Origin of the sequence: Micromonospora sp. NPDC000668, from assembly GCF_042897975.1 — a bacterium.
Classification (GTDB): domain Bacteria; phylum Actinomycetota; class Actinomycetes; order Mycobacteriales; family Micromonosporaceae; genus Micromonospora.
This window is the reverse complement of the sequence record NZ_JBIAYP010000002.1, coordinates 711,661-734,913: the sequence shown is the minus strand read 5'-3', so window position 1 is coordinate 734,913 and position 23,253 is coordinate 711,661. Positions and strand designations below refer to the sequence as shown.

At 71.2% G+C, this 23,253-nt stretch carries 24 protein-coding genes; 11 read left to right on the top strand and 13 right to left on the bottom strand.

Going from position 1 to position 23,253, the window contains the following annotated elements; translation table 11 throughout:
* Positions 1 to 194 precede the first annotated feature (194 nt).
* Both ACFY29_RS12890 and ACFY29_RS12885 read right to left on the bottom strand, forming a co-directional pair.
* Positions 195 to 1,238, bottom strand: a complete 1,044-nt coding sequence (locus ACFY29_RS12890; protein WP_386985619.1) for a hypothetical protein — start codon at positions 1,236 to 1,238, stop codon at positions 195 to 197.
* A gap of 383 nt (positions 1,239 to 1,621) precedes the next feature.
* Complete coding sequence (locus tag ACFY29_RS12885; RefSeq protein ID WP_386985617.1) at positions 1,622 to 2,089, bottom strand: hypothetical protein; 468 nt, start codon at positions 2,087 to 2,089, stop codon at positions 1,622 to 1,624.
* 163 nt (positions 2,090 to 2,252) lie between these two features.
* Between ACFY29_RS12885 and ACFY29_RS12880 the strand changes: the two genes are divergently transcribed.
* From ACFY29_RS12880 to ACFY29_RS12870, 3 genes are all read left to right on the top strand, one after another.
* Positions 2,253 to 2,723: an NUDIX domain-containing protein gene (locus tag ACFY29_RS12880; protein ID WP_386985615.1), complete on the top strand. Its 471-nt coding sequence runs from the start codon at positions 2,253 to 2,255 to the stop codon at positions 2,721 to 2,723.
* A 154-nt stretch (positions 2,724 to 2,877) separates the two neighbouring features.
* Positions 2,878 to 3,285 carry a VOC family protein gene (locus ACFY29_RS12875; RefSeq protein ID WP_386985613.1) on the top strand — a complete coding sequence of 136 codons (408 nt, stop codon included), beginning with the start codon at positions 2,878 to 2,880 and terminating at the stop codon, positions 3,283 to 3,285.
* 32 nt (positions 3,286 to 3,317) lie between these two features.
* Entirely contained in the window at positions 3,318 to 3,878 is a 561-nt protein-coding gene (locus ACFY29_RS12870; RefSeq protein WP_386985611.1) for a DUF4240 domain-containing protein, read from the top strand.
* Positions 3,879 to 3,897: 19 nt separating this feature from the next.
* Here the strand turns inward: ACFY29_RS12870 and ACFY29_RS12865 are convergent, their stop codons facing one another.
* Positions 3,898 to 4,515 carry a pyridoxamine 5'-phosphate oxidase family protein gene (locus ACFY29_RS12865; protein WP_328422782.1) on the bottom strand — a complete coding sequence of 206 codons (618 nt, stop codon included), beginning with the start codon at positions 4,513 to 4,515 and terminating at the stop codon, positions 3,898 to 3,900.
* 184 nt (positions 4,516 to 4,699) lie between these two features.
* On the opposite strand from ACFY29_RS12865, the gene ACFY29_RS12860 reads away from it, so the two are divergent.
* From ACFY29_RS12860 to ACFY29_RS12850, 3 genes are read left to right on the top strand one after another with little or no spacing between them, the layout of a single operon-like run.
* Entirely contained in the window at positions 4,700 to 5,203 is a 504-nt protein-coding gene (locus ACFY29_RS12860; protein ID WP_386985610.1) for a DUF2231 domain-containing protein, read from the top strand.
* The gene (locus ACFY29_RS12855) at positions 5,203 to 5,754 is read left to right on the top strand and encodes an Hsp20/alpha crystallin family protein (protein WP_386985608.1); all 552 of its coding nucleotides are present in this window, start codon (positions 5,203 to 5,205) and stop codon (positions 5,752 to 5,754) included. Before ACFY29_RS12860 ends, ACFY29_RS12855 begins: the two co-directional genes overlap by 1 nt.
* Before the next feature lie 9 nt (positions 5,755 to 5,763).
* A complete protein-coding gene (locus ACFY29_RS12850) occupies positions 5,764 to 6,885 on the top strand; it encodes a glycosyltransferase family 9 protein (RefSeq protein ID WP_386985606.1) in 1,122 nt (373 codons plus the stop codon).
* 20 nt (positions 6,886 to 6,905) lie between these two features.
* On the opposite strand, the gene ACFY29_RS12845 is transcribed toward ACFY29_RS12850, so the two are convergent.
* A complete protein-coding gene (locus ACFY29_RS12845) occupies positions 6,906 to 7,784 on the bottom strand; it encodes a glycosyltransferase family 2 protein (RefSeq protein WP_386985604.1) in 879 nt (292 codons plus the stop codon).
* Positions 7,781 to 9,673 (bottom strand): D-glycero-beta-D-manno-heptose 1-phosphate adenylyltransferase, encoded by a 1,893-nt coding sequence (gene rfaE2 / locus ACFY29_RS12840; RefSeq protein ID WP_386985603.1) that lies wholly within the window; start codon positions 9,671 to 9,673, stop codon positions 7,781 to 7,783. Before rfaE2 ends, ACFY29_RS12845 begins: the two co-directional genes overlap by 4 nt.
* A gap of 245 nt (positions 9,674 to 9,918) precedes the next feature.
* On the opposite strand from rfaE2, the gene ACFY29_RS12835 reads away from it, so the two are divergent.
* A complete protein-coding gene (locus ACFY29_RS12835) occupies positions 9,919 to 11,595 on the top strand; it encodes an MDR family MFS transporter (RefSeq protein ID WP_386985601.1) in 1,677 nt (558 codons plus the stop codon).
* 44 nt (positions 11,596 to 11,639) lie between these two features.
* On the opposite strand, the gene ACFY29_RS12830 is transcribed toward ACFY29_RS12835, so the two are convergent.
* Complete coding sequence (locus ACFY29_RS12830; protein ID WP_386985599.1) at positions 11,640 to 12,272, bottom strand: TetR/AcrR family transcriptional regulator; 633 nt, start codon at positions 12,270 to 12,272, stop codon at positions 11,640 to 11,642.
* A 118-nt stretch (positions 12,273 to 12,390) separates the two neighbouring features.
* On the opposite strand from ACFY29_RS12830, the gene ACFY29_RS12825 reads away from it, so the two are divergent.
* On the top strand, positions 12,391 to 13,422 hold the full coding sequence (locus tag ACFY29_RS12825) for an aldo/keto reductase (protein ID WP_386985597.1): 1,032 nt from the start codon (positions 12,391 to 12,393) through the stop codon (positions 13,420 to 13,422).
* Positions 13,423 to 13,475: 53 nt separating this feature from the next.
* On the opposite strand, the gene ACFY29_RS12820 is transcribed toward ACFY29_RS12825, so the two are convergent.
* Positions 13,476 to 13,967 carry an NUDIX domain-containing protein gene (locus ACFY29_RS12820; protein ID WP_386985595.1) on the bottom strand — a complete coding sequence of 164 codons (492 nt, stop codon included), beginning with the start codon at positions 13,965 to 13,967 and terminating at the stop codon, positions 13,476 to 13,478.
* 56 nt (positions 13,968 to 14,023) lie between these two features.
* Between ACFY29_RS12820 and ACFY29_RS12815 the strand changes: the two genes are divergently transcribed.
* The gene (locus tag ACFY29_RS12815) at positions 14,024 to 15,673 is read left to right on the top strand and encodes a fatty acid--CoA ligase (protein WP_386985593.1); all 1,650 of its coding nucleotides are present in this window, start codon (positions 14,024 to 14,026) and stop codon (positions 15,671 to 15,673) included.
* Positions 15,674 to 15,862: 189 nt separating this feature from the next.
* On the opposite strand, the gene ACFY29_RS12810 is transcribed toward ACFY29_RS12815, so the two are convergent.
* The 6 genes from ACFY29_RS12810 to ACFY29_RS12785 form a co-directional block, all read right to left on the bottom strand.
* Complete coding sequence (locus ACFY29_RS12810) at positions 15,863 to 16,873, bottom strand: NADPH:quinone reductase (RefSeq protein ID WP_386985591.1); 1,011 nt, start codon at positions 16,871 to 16,873, stop codon at positions 15,863 to 15,865.
* A gap of 166 nt (positions 16,874 to 17,039) precedes the next feature.
* Positions 17,040 to 17,696, bottom strand: a complete 657-nt coding sequence (locus tag ACFY29_RS12805) for an HAD family phosphatase (RefSeq protein WP_328422807.1) — start codon at positions 17,694 to 17,696, stop codon at positions 17,040 to 17,042.
* A 32-nt stretch (positions 17,697 to 17,728) separates the two neighbouring features.
* Complete coding sequence (locus ACFY29_RS12800; RefSeq protein WP_386986704.1) at positions 17,729 to 18,553, bottom strand: hypothetical protein; 825 nt, start codon at positions 18,551 to 18,553, stop codon at positions 17,729 to 17,731.
* A gap of 188 nt (positions 18,554 to 18,741) precedes the next feature.
* Entirely contained in the window at positions 18,742 to 19,452 is a 711-nt protein-coding gene (locus ACFY29_RS12795; protein WP_328422809.1) for an FKBP-type peptidyl-prolyl cis-trans isomerase, read from the bottom strand.
* Positions 19,453 to 19,564: 112 nt separating this feature from the next.
* Entirely contained in the window at positions 19,565 to 20,203 is a 639-nt protein-coding gene (locus ACFY29_RS12790) for a DUF4241 domain-containing protein (protein ID WP_355600516.1), read from the bottom strand.
* A gap of 73 nt (positions 20,204 to 20,276) precedes the next feature.
* Positions 20,277 to 21,311 carry a Ku protein gene (locus ACFY29_RS12785; protein ID WP_386985588.1) on the bottom strand — a complete coding sequence of 345 codons (1,035 nt, stop codon included), beginning with the start codon at positions 21,309 to 21,311 and terminating at the stop codon, positions 20,277 to 20,279.
* 85 nt (positions 21,312 to 21,396) lie between these two features.
* Between ACFY29_RS12785 and ligD (ACFY29_RS12780) the strand changes: the two genes are divergently transcribed.
* Together ligD (ACFY29_RS12780) and ligD (ACFY29_RS12775) are read left to right on the top strand one after the other, a co-directional pair.
* Complete coding sequence (ligD, locus tag ACFY29_RS12780) at positions 21,397 to 22,338, top strand: non-homologous end-joining DNA ligase (RefSeq protein ID WP_386985587.1); 942 nt, start codon at positions 21,397 to 21,399, stop codon at positions 22,336 to 22,338.
* Complete coding sequence (gene ligD, locus ACFY29_RS12775) at positions 22,328 to 23,242, top strand: non-homologous end-joining DNA ligase (RefSeq protein WP_386985585.1); 915 nt, start codon at positions 22,328 to 22,330, stop codon at positions 23,240 to 23,242. Before ligD (ACFY29_RS12780) ends, ligD (ACFY29_RS12775) begins: the two co-directional genes overlap by 11 nt.
* The last annotated feature ends 11 nt before the right edge of the window (positions 23,243 to 23,253 follow it).

The following is a 23,253-nucleotide window of genomic DNA, read 5'->3' as shown; positions in this document are numbered from 1 at the left end:
TCCACCCGATCTGGCCGTCTCGCGACCGCCCACAACCAGATTCGCCCCGCCCCCTCGCGTCGACAAGTACCCACAAAAAGGTGGCTACGCGGGAGGCGTGGGGTGCTCAGGCCGGTCACATCCACGCGCAGGGGGACCAGCGTGCCGTTGGGTCAGGACAACAGGGGTTGGCCCAGGTAATTTAGTTCGGCGAACTACCCTTCGAGTCGCGCCAACAAATCCTTTTGCAGGGACCACGACTCGTCATTGATGCACTCTGCTAGGCAGGCGAGCCCGAGTGCCAAGGGCCAGGAAACCGCCTGTCTGTGCTGCGGCAACATATCGAGCGGTCGGCTGGGATCCCACAGTCGCAGAGGCGCGAGGCTGACAGCCATGAATTCGTGAACATAAGACCGTTCGACCCGGCGCGGTGACCGGTCGACCACCTGATCGCCCGTAAGGTTGAGGAGGGTCACGGCGCAGAACTCTGGCATCGCGCCCCGGCTGACCCACCGACCGTGACCAACGAGAGAGCTCTCTTCTATATCGCGTGCCTTCAGGTGGCACTCTTCCCGCAACTCACGCTCGGCTCCGCTTATCGCGATTTTCTGGATAGTCCAGTCGGCCATGTCTTGGGGCACGTCCTTGGGTTCGAGCGCCCCCGAGCCGGACGGGGCGAGCAAGCCAGGACTGCCGATGTTGCCGTCGGTCTGCGCGACAAGAAGCAACTGCCCGTCGGTGGTGAAGGCTAGCGTCGATACGCCGATCAAGTTCGCCAGACGACTGCGCTTGAAAGGGATCAGCCGGCCGTCCAGGTCGAGGATGAGGTCCCGTCCACGAACAGCTGGGCTCTTCCGACCCACCTCCCAGATGTCCAACGGGGCGAGCAGGTTGCTGCACATAAAGTCGAAATAGCGGCCGGCTCTCAGCTTGACGACATCGTCGCTCAAAAGATCCGACGCCAGACAGAGCGTGCTGTCGTTGTAGATCTTTCCCGTTCTCGCACGGTAGGTGAGATAGTCAAGCGACCAGGTTCTCAGGTCACGTGGAAGTTTGTAACCGGGGGTCTGGACAATAGCTCTGATGGGCCGTTTGCGCAGCTCGGCGTTCTCGCGGGACAGCATGATTCCTACGTCGCGGGCGCTTTCCACGCTTGGCCCGAGGTCCGCCGAAAGGCTAATCACGTCCCGGTAGTTGTCGCCCGTCCGTTGCTGGAACCGGACCTCTTTTGAACGGCGTCGGTTCGTCCCGGTCTCCATGAGGGAGAGGGTAGCGCCAGCGAGGCCCGCGGCTACACTGACCGGCCGAGGCGGGTCGACCAGAGACGTCGCCAACCCGAACGAGGCTAGAACCAAACCAACGGTGGTCAGCCTGTATCGCCACAATCTGTAGCGCCAGATGGCGGTCTTTGTTCTCACCATTCTCTTCGGTCCAAGCATCCGCGCCCTCCGGTGGTGCGACGTGCCTCGGGGGCCGCATCGTAGCGGCAAAAGCGGAGGCTCGTCGCCCGCTCAGAAAGCCCGGACTTCATAGTGATTCAGGACAATCCCGAGCAGGACCGGCCTTCGACGGCCAGCTCCGCGTCGTTGGCAGTCATGAATCTGACTCCTGGCGACGGTGTTCGTGGCGACGGCGGAAGTGATCAAGAGCTGGACGTGGCGGCAACGACCTCGCGGACTGCGCGCTCGTACTGGTTCCGACGGAACACGAAAGGACCGAAGCTCCCGTAGTCGCGCTTGGGGCGATGGGGCTGTGCGAAGCCGCGCCACGTCACCGAGTCGTCAGCAGTGACCACCTGGGCATCCAGTGGCCAGCAGCCAACCTCGCCGCAGTCGCAACCGAGCAGGTTGATCACACCCATCCTGGCCCAGTACGCGGAGTCCGGTCGTCCAGCGAGGTAGGCGGCCAGGTCGCCGAAGTTGAAGTGGTCGAGCACGAGCCCGGCATACGCGCCAGGCACATCGTGGCCGGCGGCATGTTCGAAGCCGGAAACCAGGTCCACCAGGCTCACGTCGTCGACGTACGGCAACAGCTCGCGCGCTGGGTTCGGCCCACCGCCCCATGGACGGATCTCGAAACGAACCCTGCGAATGAACGGCCGAGGTGGCACGAGGCCAAGTATGCCGCAGGCCGTCCCAAGGGCCGGGTTTGCCGCTACCGCGATCCCGCAACTCGCTCGCGTTAGGACTCTGCCGGCCTGGTCAGGCTCTAAAGGTGTGCCGGCATGTCCGCCGTAACACCGGCTCAGGCTGCCGAGGTGGCAGCCTGGAGCTATGGCGAGGACTGAGCACTACCACGACCCGGACGCCCCCACGGCCAACAGCATCGTTGTGGCGGTCTCCGTCTTCGTCACCGACCAACAGGGTCTGCTGCTCCTCGTCAAGCGCGACGACAACGGCGTGTGGTCCCTGCCCGGTGGGGAGCAGGAGATCGGCGAGTACGTCGCCGAGACGGCCGTACGCGCGACCCTTGCGGCAACCGGCGTGCTCGTCGAGATGGCGGGCCTGGTTGGCGTGTACTCCGACCCTTCGCATGTCATCGAGCACGCCGATGGCGAAGTGCGGCAGCAACTATCGCTCTGCTTCCGAGCACGGCCACTAACCGGCGTATCGACGCCGAGCGGTGAGTCAACCGCGATGCGGTGGGTGACGCGCGAGGAGTTGAGTCGACTATCGGTCCACACGTCGACGATGCTCCGCGTCAAGCATGGCTACGAGGACCGCCGCGAGGCGTACGTGGGTTGAGAGGCAAAGGCGTACCTCGGTTAGGAGGCAAGCCGCGCGAGCGCAGCGGCCGAGGTTTGTCAGGGGGTGATGACACGGTGGGTCCGACGAGTTTCGCGGTCCAAAGCAGTACATCCGGCAAATGTCCCGTCCGACATCCTGGAGGCGTCCTTCCATGACCTTCGCACCTGTGATCATCAGTCTGCCCATCGCCGACCGGCCGACCTCGCACCGCTTCTACCGCGACGGCCTCGGTCTGGACACCGTGGGGGAGTTGGCCGACGACGGCATCCCGGAGCCTCTGCAGTTCGTGGTCAACGACGGGCTGCGGCTGATGCTGATCCCGACCGGAGGCTTCGGGTGGGTGATCGGCCGGCACGAGGTCGCCGCGGGGGGGCAGAGTGAGTGCGTGCTCAGCCTCAGCGTCGCCTCGCCCGCCGACGCGGACGCGATCGTCGAGCGGGCCCGCGCCGCGGGGGCCGAGGTGGTCAGCGAGCCAGTGGCACAACCCTGGGGATACACGGGCGTGTTCGCCGACCCGGACGGTCACTTGTGGATGGTCTCCGCCGATTCGGAGTCCTGAAAAGCGTCGGTGGTGCCGGGTACGGTCCGGCCGTGACCGTGACCACCGATGCCACTGGGACGTTGCCCACCCCCGCCGACGAGGCCCGGCTGTGGGCGCTCATCGAGTCGGCGTGGGCCGAGTTGGGCGCCGAGGCCCTGGCGCTACGCCGGGCCCTCGTCGAGCGTGACCCCCGGGACGACAACGGCGACGACGATGACGATGACGCCGGTCTCTACGCGATCGACGCCTGGCTCGACCCGCTCCTGGACCGCCTCGGGCACCTCAGCGCCGAGTTGTCCGGGCAGGAGTTGACCGACCTCGACCGGGTGGTGGAGCGCAAGCTGCACGACATCGATCGGGAGGACATCCACGAGGTGACCGACGGTTCGGACGACGGGTTCCTCTACTGCCGGGGCTTTATCGTCGCCCTTGGCCGGGCGTACTACGAGGCGGTCCGCGCCGACCCCGCAATGGCCCTGCTCGACGCCGACTGCGAGGGCCTGTGCTACTTCTTCGCCCACCTGCACAACGACCGGTTCGGCTCCTGGCCGGAGACGGGCTCCGGCATCTCCCGGGAGTCGTTCGGCAATCCCGCCGGCTGGTCGAGTTGACCGACAACGGCAGGCGGGGTCAGACGTAGATCTTCTTGGCGTACTCCGGGCCGTAGTGCCGTTCCAGGTCTTCCAGGCTCTCCGTCGGCGCCTCGACCTCCTTGATCAGGCGGGCTCGGGTCGGCAACAGGTCTGGCTGCCAGGTCTCCGGCTGCCACAGCGCGGACCGCAGGAACGCCTTGGCACAGTGGTAGAAGATCTGCTCGATCTCCACCACCACCGCGAGCACCGGCCGGTGTCCCTTGACCACCATGTCGTCGAACCACGGCGCGTCCCGTACCAGTCGGGCCCGCCCGTTGATCCGCAGCGTGTCGGTTCGCCCCGGGATCATGAAGAGCAACCCGACGTGCGGGTTGTCCAGGATGTTGCGGTAGCCGTCGGCGCGCTTGTTGCCCGGCCGCTCCGGCAGCGCGATGGTCGTGTCGTCCAGCACCAGGGCGAACCCGGCCGGGTCGCCCTTGGGCGAGACGTCGCAGCTGCCGTCCGCGCCGGCCGTCGCCACCAGGCAGAACGGCGCGGCGGCGAGCCAGTCGCGGTCCCGCTCGTGCAGGCGGGTGCGCTCCTTGTTCACGGCCCGCGCGTTCGGCACGCCGAGCAGATCGCGCAGCTCCTCGTGCGAGGTGATCTCCACCGTCACGTGATCCTCCCCCCAGCCGTTGACCCGGGTGGCGGGTGCCACCGTCCCAACGGCGTCAGTCGCCAGCCTAGGCCCGCGCGGCCAGCGGGAGGTTTGCGCCCGGTTGTCGGGGGTACGGCCTCACGCGGACGCTCCGCCGCACGAACCGTCACGCCAGGCAAAGCCGACCAGTGGAGGCCGGGAGATGGAGAGCCGACTCAAGGTGCTGGGCCACCCGGTCCATCCGATGCTGGTCATGTTCCCGGTCGCGCTGCTGGTCACCGCGGTGCTGTTCGACCTGGTGGACACCCTCGGCGGGCCCGACCTCCTCGGCGAGGTCGCGTACTGGAACATCACCGTCGGCCTGATCGGCGGCCTGCTGGCCGCGGCGGCCGGCACGTTCGACCTGCTGGCCATCCCGACCGGCACCCGCGCCAAGCGGGTGGCGTTGCTGCACGCCGGGGCCAACGTCGCGGTGATCCTGCTCTTCGCCGCGATCTGGGTGGTCCGGCTCAACGCCGACTCCCGCGCCGCCGGCGGAGCGTTGCTCGTCGTCGAGGTGGTCGCGGTGGCCATCCTCGGCATCAGCGCCTGGCTCGGCGGCGAGTTGGTGGACCGGCTCGGCGTGGGCGTCGACCGCGACGCCGGCCTCGACGCCCCGAGCTCACTGCGGCCGACCGCGGCCCCCCACCGGATCGGAGAGGTGTGATGAGTGAGCAACAGCAGACCGGCGGCTTCGGCCGGGGATGGCGGGGCCGGCAGCAGGGCTGGGACCCGATGGGCGAGCTGCAGTCGCTGCGCACCGAGCTGAGCCGGCTGGTCGGTGGCCGGGCCGGAGCGTGCGACGTCGAGCTGACCGAGACCTCGGACGGCTGGGAGGTCGTCGTCCGGCTGCCCGGGGTGGCGCCGGAAGAGGTGGCGGTCGAGCTGGACGACCGGGAGCTGTGCGTGCGGGCCCGCTCCGAGGCGGAGGTCAACGCCGACCAGGGCATCCCGGGCGGCTTCGAGACCCGCGGGTTCGAGTACCGCGTCGACCTGCCGTCCCGCGTCGACCCCGAGGGCATCGACGCGGTGATGGACCACGGCCTGCTCCGGGTCCGGTTGCCCCGCGCCGCCCGGCCCACGCCGCGCACCATCACCGTCGGCCGCACCGGGCCGCGCTCCGGCGGCCTCTCCCGTGGTACGCCGATGCCAGCCGATCCCGCCGCGGACCGGGAGCTGCACCGCCCGGACACCCTCGGCGAGATCGACCGGCTGTAGCGGGACTGCGTGGTCACCGCATCCCTGCTCGGCCCGTCGGCCGGGCTCGTGCCCGACGTGCGACGGATCGCGGTGCTGCGCGCCAACGCGCTCGGAGATTTCATCTTCGCCCTGCCGGCGCTGGAGGCGCTGCGAGTCGCGTACCCCGGGGCGGAGATCGTGCTGCTCGGCGCGCCGTGGCACGCGAAGCTCTGGCGCGACCGGCCCGGCCCGGTGGACCGGGTGCTGGTGGTGCCGCCGGCACCCGGCATTCGCGAGCCGGAACCGGGCGAGCCGGAGTCGGCGATGGACGACTTCCTGGCGGCGGCCGCTGGCGAGGGCTTCGACCTGGCGGTGCAGATCCACGGCGGGGGCGCCAACTCCAATCCGCTGGTCAGTCGCCTCGGCGCCCGGGTCACCGTGGGGCTGCGGGCCGACGACGCACCGCCGCTGGACCGGTGGATTCGCTACGTCTACTACCAGCACGAGGTGATCCGCTATCTGGAGGTGGTGGGTCTGGTGGGCGCACCCGCGACCACCATCGTGCCCGCGCTGGCGGTCACCGACGCCGACCGGGCCGAGGCGGCCCAGGTGCTCGGCCCGGCGGGCCGACCCCGGGTGGCGCTGCATCCGGGCGCCACCGACACCCGCCGCCGTTGGCCCGCCGAGCGCTTCGCCGAGGTGGCCCGCGAGCTGCACCGCGACGGCTACGAGCTGCTGGTCACCGGTACGCCCGCCGAGCGGGAGGTGGTGGACCGGGTGGTCGCGGCGGCGGGGGTGCCGGTCCGGCCGCTGGTGGGCACGCTCAGTCTCGGCGGGTTGGCCGGTTGCTACACGGACTGCGCGTTGGTCGTCTCCAACGACACCGGCCCGCTGCACCTGGCCGCCGCGGTGGGTACCTCCACGGTCGGCATCTACTGGGTCGGCAACCTGATCAACACGGCGAGTCCGCTGCGCGGTCGGCACCGGCCGATCAGCTCGTGGACGGTGCACTGCCCGGTCTGCGGGGTGGACTGCACGCCGGGCATCTACCCGCACCGGCCCGGCGACGGCGAGTGCCCGCACCGGGATTCCTTCGTGACGGACGTGCCGATGGTGGAGGTGCTGGAGGCGGCCCGGGAGCTGCTCAACCCCGAGCCCGGCGCACCCTGACCGCCCCGGCCGCCAGCGGATCAGGCCGGCTGCGGAGTGTCCTCGTCGGCGAGCACGACCTCCCACGCCTCGACGTCCCGCTCGGTGACCGTGGTGGGGGACTCCAGGTGATGGGCGCCGCTGGGCAGGATGCCGGCCCCGCCGTACCGGGCCAGCACCGCGAGTTGGGCGGCCACGTCCTCGCCCTGGTGCTTGTCCGGCAACCGACGCCAGAAGTCGAAGCCACCGGAGTCGACGAGCTTGGCCCGGTCGAATAGCACGCACCCGCCGATCCAGGAGACCTTGTACGCCCGCCACGCGCCCGGCGGCAGCGCCAACTGCGCGGTGACGTGCAGCAGGTTCGCCGCCGAGTGGATCCGGGCCCGGTTCCACTCCGGGGTGCCCGGCCGGATCCGCTCCGGTGCGGGTGGGCCGATCCATTCCTCGTAGTGCCCGTGGGTCTCCGGTCGGACGTCGTCGACGTACGAGAGCCCGTGCACGCCGTTGCCGACGAACCCGCAGCCCAGCTCGCCGAGCGCGGTGACCAGCCGGTGCAGTGCCCCCGGCTCCAGCCAGACGTCGTCGTCGAGGCTGAGCACGTACCGGGCGTCCGAGGCGGCGAGCAGGTACGCCCGGTGTTCGGCCAGCCCACGCCGGGGTAGCCGGCGGGTCAGCAGCACCGGGTGACCCCGGTGGCGCAGCGCCCGGACCATGGTGGCCGCGGCGGGGTGGGCGTACGCCGGTTCCCCGTCGGACTGGTCGCTGACCACCACCCCGAAGCCGGGCACCCCCTCCTGGGCGGCGAGCCCGGCCAGGGTGACCGCCAGCTCGGCGGGCCGGTTACGGGTCGGGATCAGCACGTCGACCTGCCGGTCGGCGCGGAAGGCCGCCGGGGTGTCGAGATCGAGGGGCCGATTCACGACGCGCGGGTGCGGGTGCTCAGCGACGGGTCGGGCTGCCGGTGGTGGCTGTGCGACGACGGGTCGGCCTGCCGGTGGTGGCTGTGCGACGACGGGTCGGGTTCCCGGTCCTGGTTGTGCGACCGGATCCGCTCGATGATCGCCGAGGTGGATCGGTCCGGCACGTACCCCAGGGTGCGCACCTGGCCGCCCAGTCGGCGCACCAGCGGAGCCTCCGGCACCAGCTCCGGCGGGTAGTCGCCGCCCTTGACGTAGACGTCCGGCCGGACCGCCTCGATCAGCGCGGCGGGTGAGTCCTCCTCGAAGACGACGATGTGGTCCACGCAGGACAGCGCGGCGAGCAGGGCACCCCGGTCCTCGACCGGGTTGACCGGCCGGTCCGGCCCCTTCAGCCGGCGTACGCTGCCGTCCGAGTTGACCGCCACGATGAGCAGGTCGCCCAGGGCGCGGGCCTGCTCCAGGTAGCGCACGTGCCCGCGGTGCAGGACGTCGAAGCAGCCGTTGGTGAACACCACCGACCGCCCCGCTTCGCGATGCTCGGCGACGATCGCGTCCAACTCGTCGGTGCCGACCAGCGACGGATGCCCGCTGGTCACCGACGGCTGGTCGAGTGCGGTGAGCAGGTCCTCGCGCCGGCACACGCAGGTGCCGGTGTCGGACACGGTGATGGTGGCCGCCAGTTGGGCGAGCTGGGCGGCGGTGGGCAGCGGCGCGTCGGCGGCCAGGGCCAGCGTCATCGCCGCCAGGTACGCGTCGCCGGCACCCACGGCGTGGCTCGCCGGGACCGGTGTGCTGTGGCTGCGCCGAGGCTCCCCGTCGGCGCCGCCGACCACCGCGCCCTCGGTGTCCAGGGTCACCGCGACCACGTCGGCACCGGTGTGCGCGCGCAACTCGGCCAGGCGCGACTCGGCCAGTACGGCCCGGTCGACGCCCTCGCCGGCCTCGGAGTTCACGGTCACGCCGGTGCCGGTGACGCTGAGTCCGTCGCCGGTGAGGGCCACCCGGCCCTCGCTCGGGGTGGGCTCGCCGACGGGCCCCGGGCGGTCGGCCCGCACCGGGTCCGGGGTGGTCTCGGCGCTGACGTCGTCCGCGTGGGCCCCGCCCGGGGCGGCGCCGACGGTCAGTTCGGACGGTCCGTCGGCCGGGTCGCTGTCGGGGTGCTCCAGGTGCAGTCCGGCGCCGGAGGGCGGACGGGTCGCACCGCCGGCCCGGGCCAGCAGTCGGGTCGCCTCGGCGAAGCTGGGGGTGACCACGGTCGGCGCGAGGCCCCGCCAGTCGGCCAGGTCGTGGGCATCCAGCGCGACCGTGGCGTACCGTTCCCGCTGCTCGACCAGCCAGGCGCGGACGGGCGCGGGCAGGGCGCCCAGGCCGTAGTCGCAGACCACCAGGGTCGGCGCCTCTCCACCGGCGGCGGCGCGCAGCTCCTCGGTGGCGCAGTTCAGGGCGGTGAGCAGCCGGGTCACCCCGTCCGGGTCGAGCGCGTCGTCCGGGTCGCCGGAGTCCTCCCGGAGCAGGATCTGGTTGCCGGCCAGCATCCGCCGCTTCACCGGGGTGGGCCGTCCGGCCTGGTTGACCGTGCGGTCCCAGACTCCGGCGCGGTCCAGACAGTCGTGTAGCTCGTCGCCGGCGACGTCGGCGCCGACGGGTGCCACCAGCACGGCCCGGCCGCCGAGGGTGGCGACGTTGACCGCGGTGTTGGCGGCTCCACCGGCGGCGGAGATCCGCCGGCGCAGGGTGAGGACCGGGGCGGGTGCCTCCCGGCAGAGCCGGTCGGAGTCGGCGAACCGCCATTCGTCCAACATGGCGTCGCCGACGATCAGGACCGGGCGCCCGAGCCAGCTCTCCACGACGGTCGCGAGCCGGCGCTGTTCCGCTGCTGCTCCTGCCATGCCTCCCCGGGTCCCCACCGCCCTGGAGGTCAAACCTCGCGGTGATCGACCCAGCCCGACCCACGGGCCTTCCAGCCCCGCCCCAGCACATCAGTGCCCGAACCACCCCTCCCCCCCCGTTGATCATGAAGTTGGCGGCGCGACACGCCGGTGGCGGCGCTGCCAACCTCATGATCAACGGGGGTGAGGTCGAAGTCCTTTCCCGGTCCGGCGCATGTTCCTTGTCGGTCGGGAAAGAAGGCGAGATGACCACCGAAGCCTCCGCCGCGCCGGTGCTGAACCGTCAGCAGATCCGGCTGCTCATGATCGGTCTGATGACCGGCATGCTGCTGGCCGCCCTTGACCAGACCATCGTCGGTACGGCCCTGCCGACCATCGTCGGCGAGTTGGGCGGGATCAACCACTACTCGTGGGTGGTCACCGCGTACCTGCTCGCCTCGACCGCGTCGACGCCGCTGTACGGCAAGATGGCCGACCTGTACGGGCGCCGCCCGGTCTTCCTCTTCTCGATCGGCACGTTCCTGGTCGGGTCGTTGCTGGCCGGCCTGTCGCAGAACATGACCCAGCTGATCATCACCCGGGGCATCCAGGGCGTCGGTGCGGGTGGTCTGTTGACGCTGGCGTTCACCATCATCTCGGACGTGGTCTCACCCCGAGAGCGAGGCCGCTACCAGGGTCTCTTCGGTGCCGTCTTCGGGATCTCGTCGGTCGCCGGCCCACTGGTGGGTGGTTACTTCGCGGAGACCGACTGGCGGTGGATCTTCTACATCAACGTGCCGCTGGCGATCCTCGCCATCATCGTCTGCTACCACGTGATGCGGCTGATCCCGTTCGAGCGCCGGGACCACGCGATCGACTGGCTCGGCGCCGGCCTGCTGGTCGCCGGGGTGAGCTGCCTGCTGCTCGCGCTGAGCTGGGGTGGCAGCGAGTACCCCTGGGGCTCCGGCGTGATCATCGGCCTCCTCGCCGCGGGCGCGGTGCTCGCCGTGCTCTTCGTGCTCCAGGAGGCCCGGGTCGCCGAACCCATCCTGCCGCTGCGGCTGTTCCGCAGCGCGACCTTCGCGCTCGCCAACTCGGCCGGTTTCGTGCTCGGCCTGGTGATGTTCGGGTCGATCATCTTCATTCCGCTGTACCTGCAGATCGTCAAGGGCGCCTCGCCGACCCGAAGCGGTCTGCTGATGCTGCCGATGATGGCCGGCATCATCGTCACCTCGATCCTCACCGGTCGGGCGATGAGCCGGATCGGTCGGTACAAATGGTTCCCGGTGGCCGGGTCGGTGACCCTGCTGGTCGGCATGTTGCTGTTCACCCGACTGGAGGTGGCCACCTCGCTCTGGATCGCCTTCGGCTTCATGGTGGTGATCGGCGTCGGCCTGGGCCTCTGCATGCAGTCGCTGGTCCTCGCGGTGCAGAACGCGGTCTCCGTGCGCGACCTGGGCGCCGGCACATCCTCGGCGACCTTCTTCCGGTCGTTGGGCGGTTCGTTCGGGGTGGCGATCCTCGGCGCGGTGCTCTCCTCCCGGCTCACCGGAGGACTGGCCGACCGGCTGCCCGGCGCGATCGCCCAGCTTCCGCCGCAGCAGCAGGCCGAGGTGGCGGCAAGCGGCGGAGCGGACATCTCGATCAACGATCCGGCGACCATCTTGGCCCTGCCCGGGCCGGTGCGGGCGGCGATCCAGGGCGCGTTCGTCGACGCGCTGGACATGGTCTTCCTGACCGCCGGTCTGATCGCGATCGTGGCGGTGCTGGTCACCGTGGCGCTGCCGAACGAGCAGCTCCGGGGCGCCGGTCCGCAGGGCGCCAAGGGCGGTGCCGACCCGCTCGGCGGTGAGGCCCCGGCACCGGGCGGCAAGCCGCTGACCCGCGAATCCAAGGAGGAGGCGGCCGCCGACATGGAGGCCAAGTCCCAGACGATGATCTGACCGCGTCGACCGACCGCCCCGGACCCCTCCGGGGCGGTCAGCGGTCAGGCGGGGCGGTGGTAGACGCCGTACCACCAGGTCGCGGCCAACTCCCGGGCGGCCGCGGCGTCGGCGTCGGGGTCGGCCGGGATCAGGCCGACGTGGTGGGCGAGGAACCGGTCACCGCCGAGCACGACCAGCCGGGTCGCGGCTGCCGGGTCCAGGTCCGCCGGGGTGCGTCCGGCTCGTTGCTCGGCCCGGAGCACCTCCTCGGTACGCGCCACGAACTGCTCGAACCCGGCCGCCCAGTACTCCCGGACCACCTCGTCGTACGCGGCGACCTCGGTGATCGCGGCCAGCACCGGCGCGTACGTCCGGTAGATCCGGATCACGTCGGCGAAGACCTCGGTGAGCGTGTCGAGCGGGTCGCGGGGTCCGGCCGGATCCCACCCGCGGATCCGGTCGAAGGAGGTTTCCTGCATGGTGCCGGCGAGGCGCATGAGCAGTTCGCTCTTGTCCCGGAAGTGGGTGTAGAAGGTCGACCGGGCGACCCCCGCCTCGGCGGCGATCCGCTGGACGCCGAGGTCGGTGAACCGGACCCCCTGCTGGAGCAGCCGCTCGGTGGCGGCCAGCACCCGCGCTTCGACGGCGGCCCGACCTTCGGGGTTGCGCGGGCGGCGTCGGGTGATCGAGGGCATGGTCGAAATCCTAGGTGGCCGGGTGCGGGATCGGCGACGTACGCTTTTGCCGGACACAGTGTCCGACATAGTGACCAGGGAGTGCCGACGGCGGCCCCCTACCAGCGAGGAGCAATACGTGAAGTACCGACTGCTGGGCAGCACCGGGGTGTACGTCTCGGAGATCTCGCTCGGCACGATGACCTTCGGCGGCAGCGGGCACCCGATCTGGAGCGGTCTGGGGGCGCTGGAGCTGCCCGACGCCCAGCGGCTGGTGGACACCGCGCTGGACGCGGGCGTCAACTTCGTCGACACCGCCGACATGTACAGCGATGGCGAGAGCGAGGAACTGCTCGGCCAGGCGCTCGGCAAGCGGCGTCGCGACGTGGTGCTCGCTACCAAGGTGCACGCCCGGACAGGCCCCGGCCCGAACGACGTCGGCACCTCGCGGTTGCACATCATGCAGGCGTTGGAGGACAGCCTGCGGCGACTGCGCACCGATCACATCGATCTTTACCAGATCCACAACTTCGACCACGTCACCCCGATGGAGGAGACGCTGCGCGCGCTGGACGACGCGGTCCGGCAGGGCAAGGTCCGCTACGTCGGCTGCGCGAACTTCGCCGCCTGGCAGATCTCCAAGGCGCTGGGCATCTCAGCCCGGGAGAAGCTGGCCGGCTTCGTCTCGGTGCAGTCGTACTACTCCCTGCTCGGCCGGGACGTGGAGCGCGACGTGGTGCCGATGGCGCTCGACGAGGGTGTCGGGCTGACCGTGTGGAGCCCGCTGGCCGGCGGCTTCCTCTCCGGCAAGGTCGGCCGGGACAGCGTGGTCGCCGACAGTGGCTCGCGCAGCGCCCAGCCCGGCTTCACCAGCTTCACGCCGTTTGACCCGGAGCATGCCTTCACGGTCGTCGACGTACTCAAGGTCATCGCCGAGCGGCACGGGGTCAGCCCGGCCCGGGTGGCAGTCGCCTGGCTGCTGTCCCGGCCGGCCGTGACCAGCGTGATCGTCGGTGCCCGCAAGCAGGAGCAGTTGGTGGACAACATCGCCGCCACCGACCTCACGCTGACCGCCCAGGATCTCAGCGAGCTGGACGAGGTCTCCAAGATGCCGGTCGCGTACCCGAACTGGATCCAGGACGCGTTCGCGGGGACCCGCTTGCCGCAGTGAGGCGTTCGCCCGGTCCGGCGCTCACCCGCCGGACCGGGCGCGGCGGGGCCGACCTACTTGAGGATCAGCCGGTTGGTCTGCTCGAAGACGTCCAGGTCGGCCAGGGTCTCGTTGACCGAGGCGGAGAGCGGGTCGGGAAACCGGTCCCGGGGGAAGAAACCGGCGTCGGTGGTCTCGTCGGTGACCCGGGCCAGCTGGCCGTCCCACTCCTCGACCCGGAACGCCGCGGTGAAGACCTGGTACGTGTGCCCGTACATGTTGGTGCTGGTCCGGTCCGGGCCGGTGTAGAGGGCGAACGCGCAGACGCGCAGCGCCCGTAGCCCAGTCTCCTCGCGGACCTCCCGTACCGCGCAGTCCGCGATCGACTCGCCCAGCTCCATCGCCCCGGCCGGCATGGCCCACTGGCCGTTGTCTGAGCGTTGGATCAGCAGGATGCGCCCGGCGTTGTCGCGGACCACGGCGCGGGCGCCCACGAACATCAGCGTCCGGTCCCCGGCGAGCGCACGCAACTGCCCTACGTATGAGTCGGCCCAGGAGATGCTCACCTGCGACAATTTACGGGGGTTCCCAAGCTGTGACCGGCGACACTAACTTGTTACCCATGCGTAGCACGATGATGGACGCCCCTCTGCAGATCTCCCGGATCCTCGACCACGGCGCCACCGTGCACGGCACGGCCGAGGTGGTCACCTGGACGGGCGCGGAACCCCGCCGAATGACGTACGCCGAGGTGGGGCGGTCGGCTGCCCGGCTGGCACACGCGCTGCGTGACGAGTGCGGGGTGACCGGCGACGAGCGCGTCGCCACCTTCATGTGGAACAACAACGAGCACCTGGTGGCCTACTTCGCGGTGCCGAGCATGGGCGCGGTCCTGCACACCCTCAACATCCGGCTCTTTCCCGACCAGGTCGCCTACATCGCCAACCACGCCGAGGACCGGGTGGTGCTGGTCGACAGCACGCTCATCCCGCTGCTGGCCCGGGTGATCGGCGAGCTGGCCACGGTGCGGCACGTCGTGGTGGTCGGCGGTGGCGACCCGGCGCCGCTGGTGGCGGCGGCCGGTGACCGGATCACCGTGCACCACTGGGACGCGCTGCTCGCGGACCGGCCGGAGGTGTTCGACTGGCCCGAGGTGGACGAGCGCGACGCGGCAGCCCTCTGCTACACCTCCGGCACCACCGGCAACCCGAAGGGCGTCGCCTACTCGCACCGGTCGATCTATCTGCACTCGTTGCAGGTCTGCATGCCGGAGGGCTTCGGCCTCGCGCCGACCGACCGGGAGTTGGCCATCGTGCCGATGTTCCACGCCATGTCGTGGGGGCTGCCGTACGCCGCGTTCCTCTCCGGCGCATCGCTGATCATGCCGGACCGGTTCCTCCAGGCCGCGCCGATCGCCGAGATGATCGCCGCCGAGCGACCCACCTTGGCTGGCGCGGTGCCGACCATCTGGACCGATCTGCTGACCTATCTGGACGGCCACGACGTGGACACCTCCTCGCTCAAGGAGGTGATCGTCGGTGGCTCGGCCTGTCCGCCGGCGCTGATGCACGCGTTCGACGAGCGGCACGGGATCGACGTCATCCACGCCTGGGGTATGACCGAGATGTCCCCGCTGGGCTCGGTCTCCCGTCCACCGGCCGGCGCGACCGGTGATGAGGCGTGGCGCTACCGCTACACGCAGGGCCGGGTGCCGGCCGGGGTGCAGGCGAGGATCGTCGGCGCGCTGGGTGAGCCGCTGCCCGCCGATGGCAGGGCCGTGGGTGAGCTGGAGGTCCGCGGGCCGTGGGTGACCGCCCGGTACGTCGGCGACGACGCCCCGGACGAGGAGAAGTTCCGGGACGGCTGGCTGCGCACCGGCGACGTGGGCAACCTCTCTCCGGACGGCTACCTGACCCTGACGGACCGGGCCAAGGACGTCATCAAGTCCGGCGGTGAGTGGATCTCGTCGGTGGAGCTGGAGAACGCGCTGATGGCCCACCCGGCGGTGCTGGAGGCGTGCGTGGTGGGCGTGCCGGACGAGCGGTGGGACGAGCGACCGTTGGCCACCGTGGTGGTCCGGGAGGGTGCCTCGGTGACCGCCGAGGAGCTGCGCGACTTCCTGGCCGGCTCGGTGGCCCGCTGGCAGTTGCCCGAGCGGTGGGCGTTCATCGACACCGTGCCGAAGACCAGCGTGGGCAAGTTCGACAAGAAGGTCGTCCGATCGCGGTACGCGGGGGGCGAGCTGACTGTCCGGGAGCTGACAGCCCCGTAACGTTTTACCGGGCGCCGTCGCCTGTTGAGGCAGAGGATTCTCCTGAACATTCCTCCCCAGGAGGGCGGCCCCGGCGTTCGCACCGCGCCGGGGCCGCCCTTTACTTGCGGGGCGACCCGCACCGTCATTGTTGCGAAAGTTGTTCGCCTCTGTCCTGATGATGGGGAAATCGCGTAGTCAGCGCCTCGATCAGGCGTCGCTCGTCATGATCAGCACCTTGCCCACCGCCGAGTTCTCCACCGCCTGGTGCGCCGCCGCCGTCTCGGCCAGCGGGTGGTAGTGCAGCGGCAGGCCGGCGTCCACACCAACCCGGATGCCGCCCTGGTCCGCCGCCGCCGCCACGTCCCGTACGGCATGGGCCTTGGCCACCGTCGGCTCCGTGTAGACCAGCACGAACTGCCACCGGACGTTCCGCATCATCGACGGCCGGACCGGGATGCCCACTTCGGGCTCGTCGTCGGCGTAGACGCAGACCGCGCCAGCGTTTCGGAGCACCTGCACGTCCGTCGCGGCGTTACGGGACGGGGACACCTCGACGATCGTGTGCACCCCGTCGGGAGCGATCTTGCGGATCTCCTCGACCACGTCCTGTTCCCGGTAGTTGATCACGAAGGAGGCGCCCGCCGCCGCCGCGAGCTGCGCCTTCTCCGCGCTGCTCACCGTGGTGATCACCGTGGCGTCGGACCAGCGGGCGAGCTGGATCGCGGCGTTCCCGACCGCACCCGCCCCGCCCTGGACCAGCACGGTGTGGTCGGCCAGCGCGCCGGGGCGCAGCGAGTCCGGCATGAACTCGCCGGCGGTCAGGCAACGGTGCGCGGTGAGGAACGGGATGCCCAGGCTGGCCCCCAGGTCGAACGAGGCGTCGCCGAGGCGGACCACCTGCCGGACCGGCACCAGCGTGTACTCCGCCGAGGTGCCCCATGGCCGCTGCCAGGCCGCCTCCCAGATCCAGACCCGCTCGCCGATCAGCTCCTGGTCCACCCCCGTGCCGACCGCCTCCACCACTCCCGCGCCGTCCTGCCCGGGGATCTGCCACCCCGCCGGCAACGGAGAGGAGCGGCGAGCCTTCCAGTCCGTCGGGTTCACCCCCGACACCGCCACCCGGACCAGGACCTCGCCCGCAGCCGGCTCCGGCACCGGCCGGTCGACCAACTCCAGCACCGAAGGGTCGCCGGTGCGCTCGTACACGATGGCTTTCATCCGTCGTCTCCTCACCCGTCCGGCGCGCAGCACCCGGGTCGAGCACCGCCGGCTGCGGTACCCCGCTCAGTCCCCGTCATGCCGATCCCGCCGGCCCCCGAAAACCGTATAACCGTACGCAGGTCGGCAGGGACCGGACGGCCGTGACGCCGCGCACCCGGCCGGGTCAGTCGGCGAGCGCGTCGATCGTCTCCGCGCTCAGCTCGTCGATCCCGCCCAGCGTCACCGCGGCCAGCCGGGCGGCGTCCGGATCCAGCGGGTACGCGCCGTGCGGCACCGCCACCACCCGCATCCCCGCCGATGCGGCCGACCGCACCCCGTTGGACGAGTCCTCCACCGCCACGCAGCGGGCCGGGTCGACGCCCAGGCGGCGCGCGACAGCCAGGTACACGTCCGGTGCCGGCTTGCCCCGCTCGGTCTCCTCGGTGGACAGGGTGGCCGCGAACGCGTCGGTCAGGTCGGTGGCGGCCAACGCCGCCGCGATCAGCCGGGTCGGCGACGAACTGGCCAACCCGAGCGGCCACCGCGCGGCGAGCCGGCGCACGACCTGGTCGGCGTCATCGATCAGCGGTACGTGCTCCCGGTAGCGCCGGGTCATCTCCTCGACCACCTCGTCGGCGACCTGCTGGGCGGTGCGTGCCACGCCCAACTCGCCGCTGAGGTAGTGGGCCCACTCGCCGGTGCTCATGCCCATCAGCCGGCGCTGGGTGTCCGGCTGCCAGGTCCCGCCGTGCGCCGCCACGTACGCCCGCCGGACCTCCTCCCACACCGGTTCGGAATCCACGATCACGCCGTCCAGGTCGAAGACCACCGCATCCACCACGGGCCCATCCTGCCCGACCGGCGGGTCCCCGGTCAGGCGGGCAGTGCGGGCAGCCCGATCGGGCTGCCTACCGGGATCACTGTGTGGCAGGCCCGGGCCATCGGCTCCAGCAACTCCCGCAGACGATCCGTGCCGTCCTGGCCGAGCGCCTCCCACGGGTGTGCGGCGGCACGGTCGGTGGCGTCCTCGACCGCCTGGAAACCGACCCGACCGTGGTCGGTGGCCGCGCCGTCCGGGGTCAGCCAGCCCCGCTGCGCCAGCCGCTCGCGGGCGGCCCGCCACTGCTCCTCGGACCAGCCCCGGCCGAGCAGGTTCTGCGGCGACATGTCCACGGCGACCCGCCAGGCCAGCGTCTCCACCGGGTCCAGGCCGGCGGCCACCAGCGCCGCCACGTGCCCGTCGCCCCGGTGCTCGCGCAGCGTCGTGGCGGCCTGCCAGAGCCGGGCCAGCGGGTACTCGCCGACCGGCAGCGCCGCGTTGACCGCGCCGAGCACCCGGCCGGCGGTCTGCACCGCCGAGGCGGCCCGCTCCAGCAGGTCGGCGGCCTCCGCCAGGTGCGCCTCCGGCAGTTCGTAGGTCAGCTCCGCGAGCGCCTGCACCGCGCCGGTCAGCCGGGCGCGCAGCGCCTCCGCGGGGGTGGCCAACCGCCACACCGCCGGCAGCGCCCGGCTCACCATCGGGGGCGCGAAACTGAAGAAGACGGCGATCACCGGGGCCGCCTCGGTGGGGCCGAGCGGCGCCGCGCGGCCGGCGAAGTAGCCCCGCCAGTAGCCGCGCAACCCCACCGCCTCGTACGCGGCGCGGGCCCGGGGGTGAAAGTAGGTGACCGCGTGCACCGGCTCGAAGTGCGCCCACATCAACCGGGCGGTCCGCCCAGGCTCGTCCAGCGCCGTCACGTGCACCTCCGCGTCCCGTCCCGGATGCTCACCCCGGGCGGCGAGCCGCCCGGGGTGACGCCGAACCTACTGCCGGTGGGTGACGGGCCGGAAGCCCCATGTGAACAACTGCATCGCCCTCGGGCGACAACCGGGGCGATCCGGACGGGTCACTGGGCGGCGAGCACGTCCACCACGAAGCGCAGCGGGCCGGTCGGCCGGCCTCCTGCGGCAGCCTCGTCGTTGCCGTACGCCAGCTCGCCCGGGATGTCGAGCTGCACCCGGCTGCCCACGGTCACGCCGACCAGGCCCTGGTCCCAGCCGGGAATGACCTGACCCACGCCGATCGGGAAGGTAGCCGGCTGGCCGGTCTTCCAGGACGCGTCGAACTCCTGGCCGTCCTTGTAGAAGACGCCCACGTAGTTCGTGGTGATGGTCTGGCCCTTCGTGACCGCCGGGCCGGTGCCCTTGATCAGCGGCGTCACGGTGAGCTTCTTCAGCTCGCCCTTGCCCGCCTCGACGGTCGGCTTGGTGCCGAGCGCCGGGTCGGTGCCCTCCGGCAGCTGCGGTGCGGGGGGCGCGCCGGCGGCATCCGGGGCCGGGGCGGAGGCGGACGGGGTCGCGCCGGCCTGGTTCGCGGGCTTGTCGTCGCCCCCGCCGACCAGCACGAAGACGGTGATCAGCACCGCCACCACGGCGACACCGGCGAGCCCGCCGGCCCACGCCTGGCGACGCCGCTTCGCCTCGGCCGCCTTCTGCGCCGCCAGCTGGGCGGCCAGACGGCGCCCCGCCTTGGTTGCCGGGCCCTGGCCCTCCGACCGGTTCTGCTGCGTGCGCTCGCTCACGTCGTCGACTCCCTGCTGCGAAGGTGTGGCCGGCACACCCGGTGCCGGGGGGAAGGCCGACGCACACGGTACCCGCCTGTCGGCCCCCCGTGCCCGCCCCGGACCGGCCGAATCGCCCTGCGGCATCGTTCCCGGGCCATCCGGGCGGTTATTCCGGGACCACCATGAAGTCGGTCACGAACGAGGTGACCCGACCGTCGGGGGCACGCCCGATCCAGGTGCCGTAGCAGCCGTCGCCCCACCCCGTGGCGACGGTGACGACGTTCGCGCCGGTGGGTTCGTCCAGGACCGCGGTGATCAGCCCCGGGACCGGCGAGGCGGGCAGTTCGGCGGGGATGAAGACCTCCTCGACCTGGTCCTCGTCCCAGCCTTCCAGGGCGCTGAGCGCCGTCGGGTCGGCGAAGGTGCCGGCGCCGGCGTCCACCCCGTACCCAAAGTAGTCGTCCGCGCCGAGGGTCGCGACGTCCTGGTCGCCGGCGACGGCCAGCTCCCAGCGGACCGTCGGTTCGTCGTGGATCACCAGCTCCAGCGCGGCCACCCGCCGGTCCACCTCGGCGTCCTCTCGGAGCACCACCGCCACCCAGGCCCGGGCGGGATGCCGGCCCGGCGGCACGGTGACCGTGAACGGCTCGGCCTCCGGGCAGACCAGCGGGTCACACCCGACCACCCGGCCGGTCGGCAGCACGATGTCGCCCACCGGGTGGACCTCGATCAGGTACGCCCCGTGCTCGTCGGTGAAGCGGGCACCGGGCGTCAACAACCGGTCCAGGTCAGGGGTGTACGGCATGGGGTCTCCTCCGGTGGCCAACGGCCGGCGGAGCGTACCCGGTGCGGCAGACGCCGTCGGCGCTGCCGTGCGGTCAGGCGGTCTTGCGGGGTGCGGCCTTCCTGGCCGCCGTCTTCTTCGCCGGCTCCGCCTTCTTGGCCGGGGTCTTCTTCGCGGCGGTCTTCTTCGCCGGCTCGGCCTTGGCCGCAGCCGCCTTCTTCTCGGCGGTCTTCTTCGCCGCCGTCTTCTTGGCCGGTGCCTTGGCGGCCTTCTTCTCGGCCGCCTTCTGCGCCGAACGCGCCGACGAGATGGGCGTCGGCTCGCCGCCACCGCCGCCGCGGGCAGCCTCGCCGCGGGCCGACTTGGCGCGCTCCACCGACGCCTTCAGCGCGGCCATCAGGTCCACCGCCGCGGCCGGGGCCTCCTCGACCTCCTCCGGCTGGACGACCTCCCGACCCTCCACCTTGGCGTCGATGACCTCCTGCAACGCCGCCCGGTAGTCGTCGGTGAAGACGTCCGGCTCGAACTCGCCGGTCATCGAGTCGATCAGGGAGCTGGCCATTGCCAGCTCCGGCGGGCGCACCTTCAGGTCCTCGTCGAGGAAACCGAAGTCCGGGTTACGGATCTCGTCCGGCCAGAGCATGGTGTTGAGCAGCAGTACGCCCTCGCGGACCCGCAGCGTGGCAAGCTGCTCCCGCTGGCGCAGCGCCACCTTGACGATGGCCACCCGCTCGGAGTCGATCAGCGCGTCGCGCAGCAGCACGTACGGCTTGGTCGCCGCGCCCTCCGGCTCCAGGAAGTACGCCTTGTTGTAGAGGATCGGGTCGACCTGCTCGGCCGGCACGAACTCCAGCACGTCGATCGCGCGTGAGCTGGTCAGCGGCAACTCGGCGAAGTCCTCATCGGTGAGGATCACCATCTCGCCGCCGCCGATGTCGTAGCCCTTGGCGATGTCGTCGTAGGTAACCTCCTCGCCGCAGACCGAGCAGGTGCGCTTGTAGCGGATCCGGCCACCGTCCTCGCGGTGTACCTGGTGGAACCGGATGTCCTTCTCCTCGGTCGCGGAGTAGAGCTTCACCCCGATCGAGACGAGCCCGAACGACACGGCTCCCTTCCAGATGGCCCGCATCCTGCGCTCCCTTCCCCGGTATCGACCATGCTCGCATCCGATCGAACCTGGCGCGAGGTGTTCGGCCTGCTACTACAGTCGGGTCGTGCCCGGCGCGCCGCTCAAGCCGATGCTCGCGATGACCGGGCCGCTCCCGGCGGGTGCCGGCTGGGCGTACGAGTTCAAGTGGGACGGGGTGCGCGCGCTCGCCGACATCTCCGGCGGCGGCCAGCACCTGTACGCCCGCTCCGGCGTGCAGATCACCGCCGCGTACCCCGAACTGGCCACCCTGTCCGAGCAGGTCGACGACGCGCTGCTCGACGGCGAGGTGGTGTTGCTGGGCGAGGGTGGGCAGCCCTCGTTCACCGCGTTGGCCGAACGGATGCACGTCCGGGACCGGAACAAGGCGGCCCGGTTGGCGGCGGTCCTCCCGGTGACTTACATGATCTTCGACCTGCTCCGCCTCAACGGCGACGACCTGACCGGCTGGCCGTACGAGCGCCGCCGGGAGGCCCTGGACCAGCTCACCCTCGGCGGCGCCCGATGGGCGGTGCCACCGGTGTTCGCCGACGGCCCGGCCACCTATGAGGCCGCCGCCGAGCACGGCCTGGAAGGGGTGATGGCCAAGCGGGTGGGCTCCGTCTACCGCCCCGGAGTGCGCTCGCCCGACTGGGTGAAGGTCAAGCTGGAGATCACCGGCGACTTCGTGATCGGCGGCTGGCGACCGGGCGCGCGCCGGATCGGCGGACTGCTGGTCGGGGTGCCTGGTCCGGACGGCCGGCTGATCTACCGGGGCCGGGTCGGCGGCGGGATCGGCGCGGCCATCGAACGGCAACTCCTCGCCGAGCTGGAGCCGCTGCGCTCCGGCGTGTCACCGTTCGCGCCGGGCGTGCCGCGCGAGGATGCCCGGGGCGCCATCTGGGTAGCCCCCCGGGTGGTGGTGGAGGTGAAGTACGGCCAACGCACCCCCGACGGTCGGCTGCGCTTCCCCCGGGTGCTGCGGTTGCGCCCGGACAAGCCACCGGAGGAGGTCGACGATGCCGGCTGACCGGCTGCGCGTGGATGTCGAGGGTCGCCCGCTGGAGCTGTCCAACCTGGACAAGGTGCTCTATCCGGCGGCCGGCTTCACCAAGGGTGAGGTGATCGACTACTACACCCGGATCTCGGCGGTGCTGCTGCCGCACCTGCGGGACCGGCCGGTGACCCGGATCCGGTTCCCCAACGGGGTGGACGACAAGTCGTTCTTCGAGAAGAACAAGCCGGCGGCGACTCCGGACTGGGTGCGGGTGGAGACGTTGCCCGCGCCCGGGTCGACCAAGGGCAGGGAGACCATCGACTACGTGGTCGCCGACGACCTGCCCACCCTCGTCTGGCTGGCCAACCTGGCCGCACTGGAGCTGCACACGCCGCAGTGGAGGGTCGGCACGCACCCGGACATGATGGTGGTGGACCTGGACCCGGGGCCGCCGGCCGGGCTCGCCGAGTGCTGCCCGGTGGCGGTGCTGATGCGCGACCGGCTCGCCGACGACGGCATCGACTCGTACCCGAAGACGTCGGGCAAGAAGGGCATGCAGCTCTGCTGCCCGATCGCCGGCACCCAGTCCTCCGATCTCGTTTCCGACTACGCCAAGCGCATTGCGCAGGAGTTGGAGCAGGCGCATCCCAAGCTGGTCGTTTCGAAGATGGCGAAGAACCTGCGCCCCGGGAAGGTCTTCATCGACTGGAGCCAGAACAACGCGGCGAAGACCACGGTGGCGCCGTACTCGCTGCGGGCCCAGTCGGTGCCGTCGGTGTCCACGCCGCTGACCTGGGACGAGGTCGAGGCCGGCGCCCGCGGCCGGAAGCCGGCCGTCCGCCAGTTCACCGCCGCCGAGGTCCTGGCCCGGGTCGACGAGTACGGCGACCTGCTCGCGGCACTGCTCGACGGAGGCCCGGAGCTGCCCACCCGCTGACGGTGCGAGAA

Coding starts and splice junctions, on each gene's coding strand:
- ACFY29_RS12890 (WP_386985619.1), bottom strand. CDS start 1,238: ATGGAGACCGGGACGAACCGACGCCGTTCAAAAGAGGTCCGGTTCCAG.
- ACFY29_RS12880 (WP_386985615.1), top strand. CDS start 2,253: ATGGCGAGGACTGAGCACTACCACGACCCGGACGCCCCCACGGCCAAC.
- ACFY29_RS12875 (WP_386985613.1), top strand. CDS start 2,878: ATGACCTTCGCACCTGTGATCATCAGTCTGCCCATCGCCGACCGGCCG.
- ACFY29_RS12860 (WP_386985610.1), top strand. CDS start 4,700: ATGGAGAGCCGACTCAAGGTGCTGGGCCACCCGGTCCATCCGATGCTG.
- ACFY29_RS12855 (WP_386985608.1), top strand. CDS start 5,203: ATGAGTGAGCAACAGCAGACCGGCGGCTTCGGCCGGGGATGGCGGGGC.
- rfaE2 (WP_386985603.1), bottom strand. CDS start 9,673: ATGGCAGGAGCAGCAGCGGAACAGCGCCGGCTCGCGACCGTCGTGGAG.
- ACFY29_RS12835 (WP_386985601.1), top strand. CDS start 9,919: ATGACCACCGAAGCCTCCGCCGCGCCGGTGCTGAACCGTCAGCAGATC.
- ACFY29_RS12830 (WP_386985599.1), bottom strand. CDS start 12,272: ATGCCCTCGATCACCCGACGCCGCCCGCGCAACCCCGAAGGTCGGGCC.
- ACFY29_RS12815 (WP_386985593.1), top strand. CDS start 14,024: ATGCGTAGCACGATGATGGACGCCCCTCTGCAGATCTCCCGGATCCTC.
- ACFY29_RS12810 (WP_386985591.1), bottom strand. CDS start 16,873: ATGAAAGCCATCGTGTACGAGCGCACCGGCGACCCTTCGGTGCTGGAG.
- ACFY29_RS12800 (WP_386986704.1), bottom strand. CDS start 18,553: ATGTGGGCGCACTTCGAGCCGGTGCACGCGGTCACCTACTTTCACCCC.
- ACFY29_RS12790 (WP_355600516.1), bottom strand. CDS start 20,203: ATGCCGTACACCCCTGACCTGGACCGGTTGTTGACGCCCGGTGCCCGC.
- ACFY29_RS12785 (WP_386985588.1), bottom strand. CDS start 21,311: ATGCGGGCCATCTGGAAGGGAGCCGTGTCGTTCGGGCTCGTCTCGATC.
- ligD (WP_386985585.1), top strand. CDS start 22,328: ATGCCGGCTGACCGGCTGCGCGTGGATGTCGAGGGTCGCCCGCTGGAG.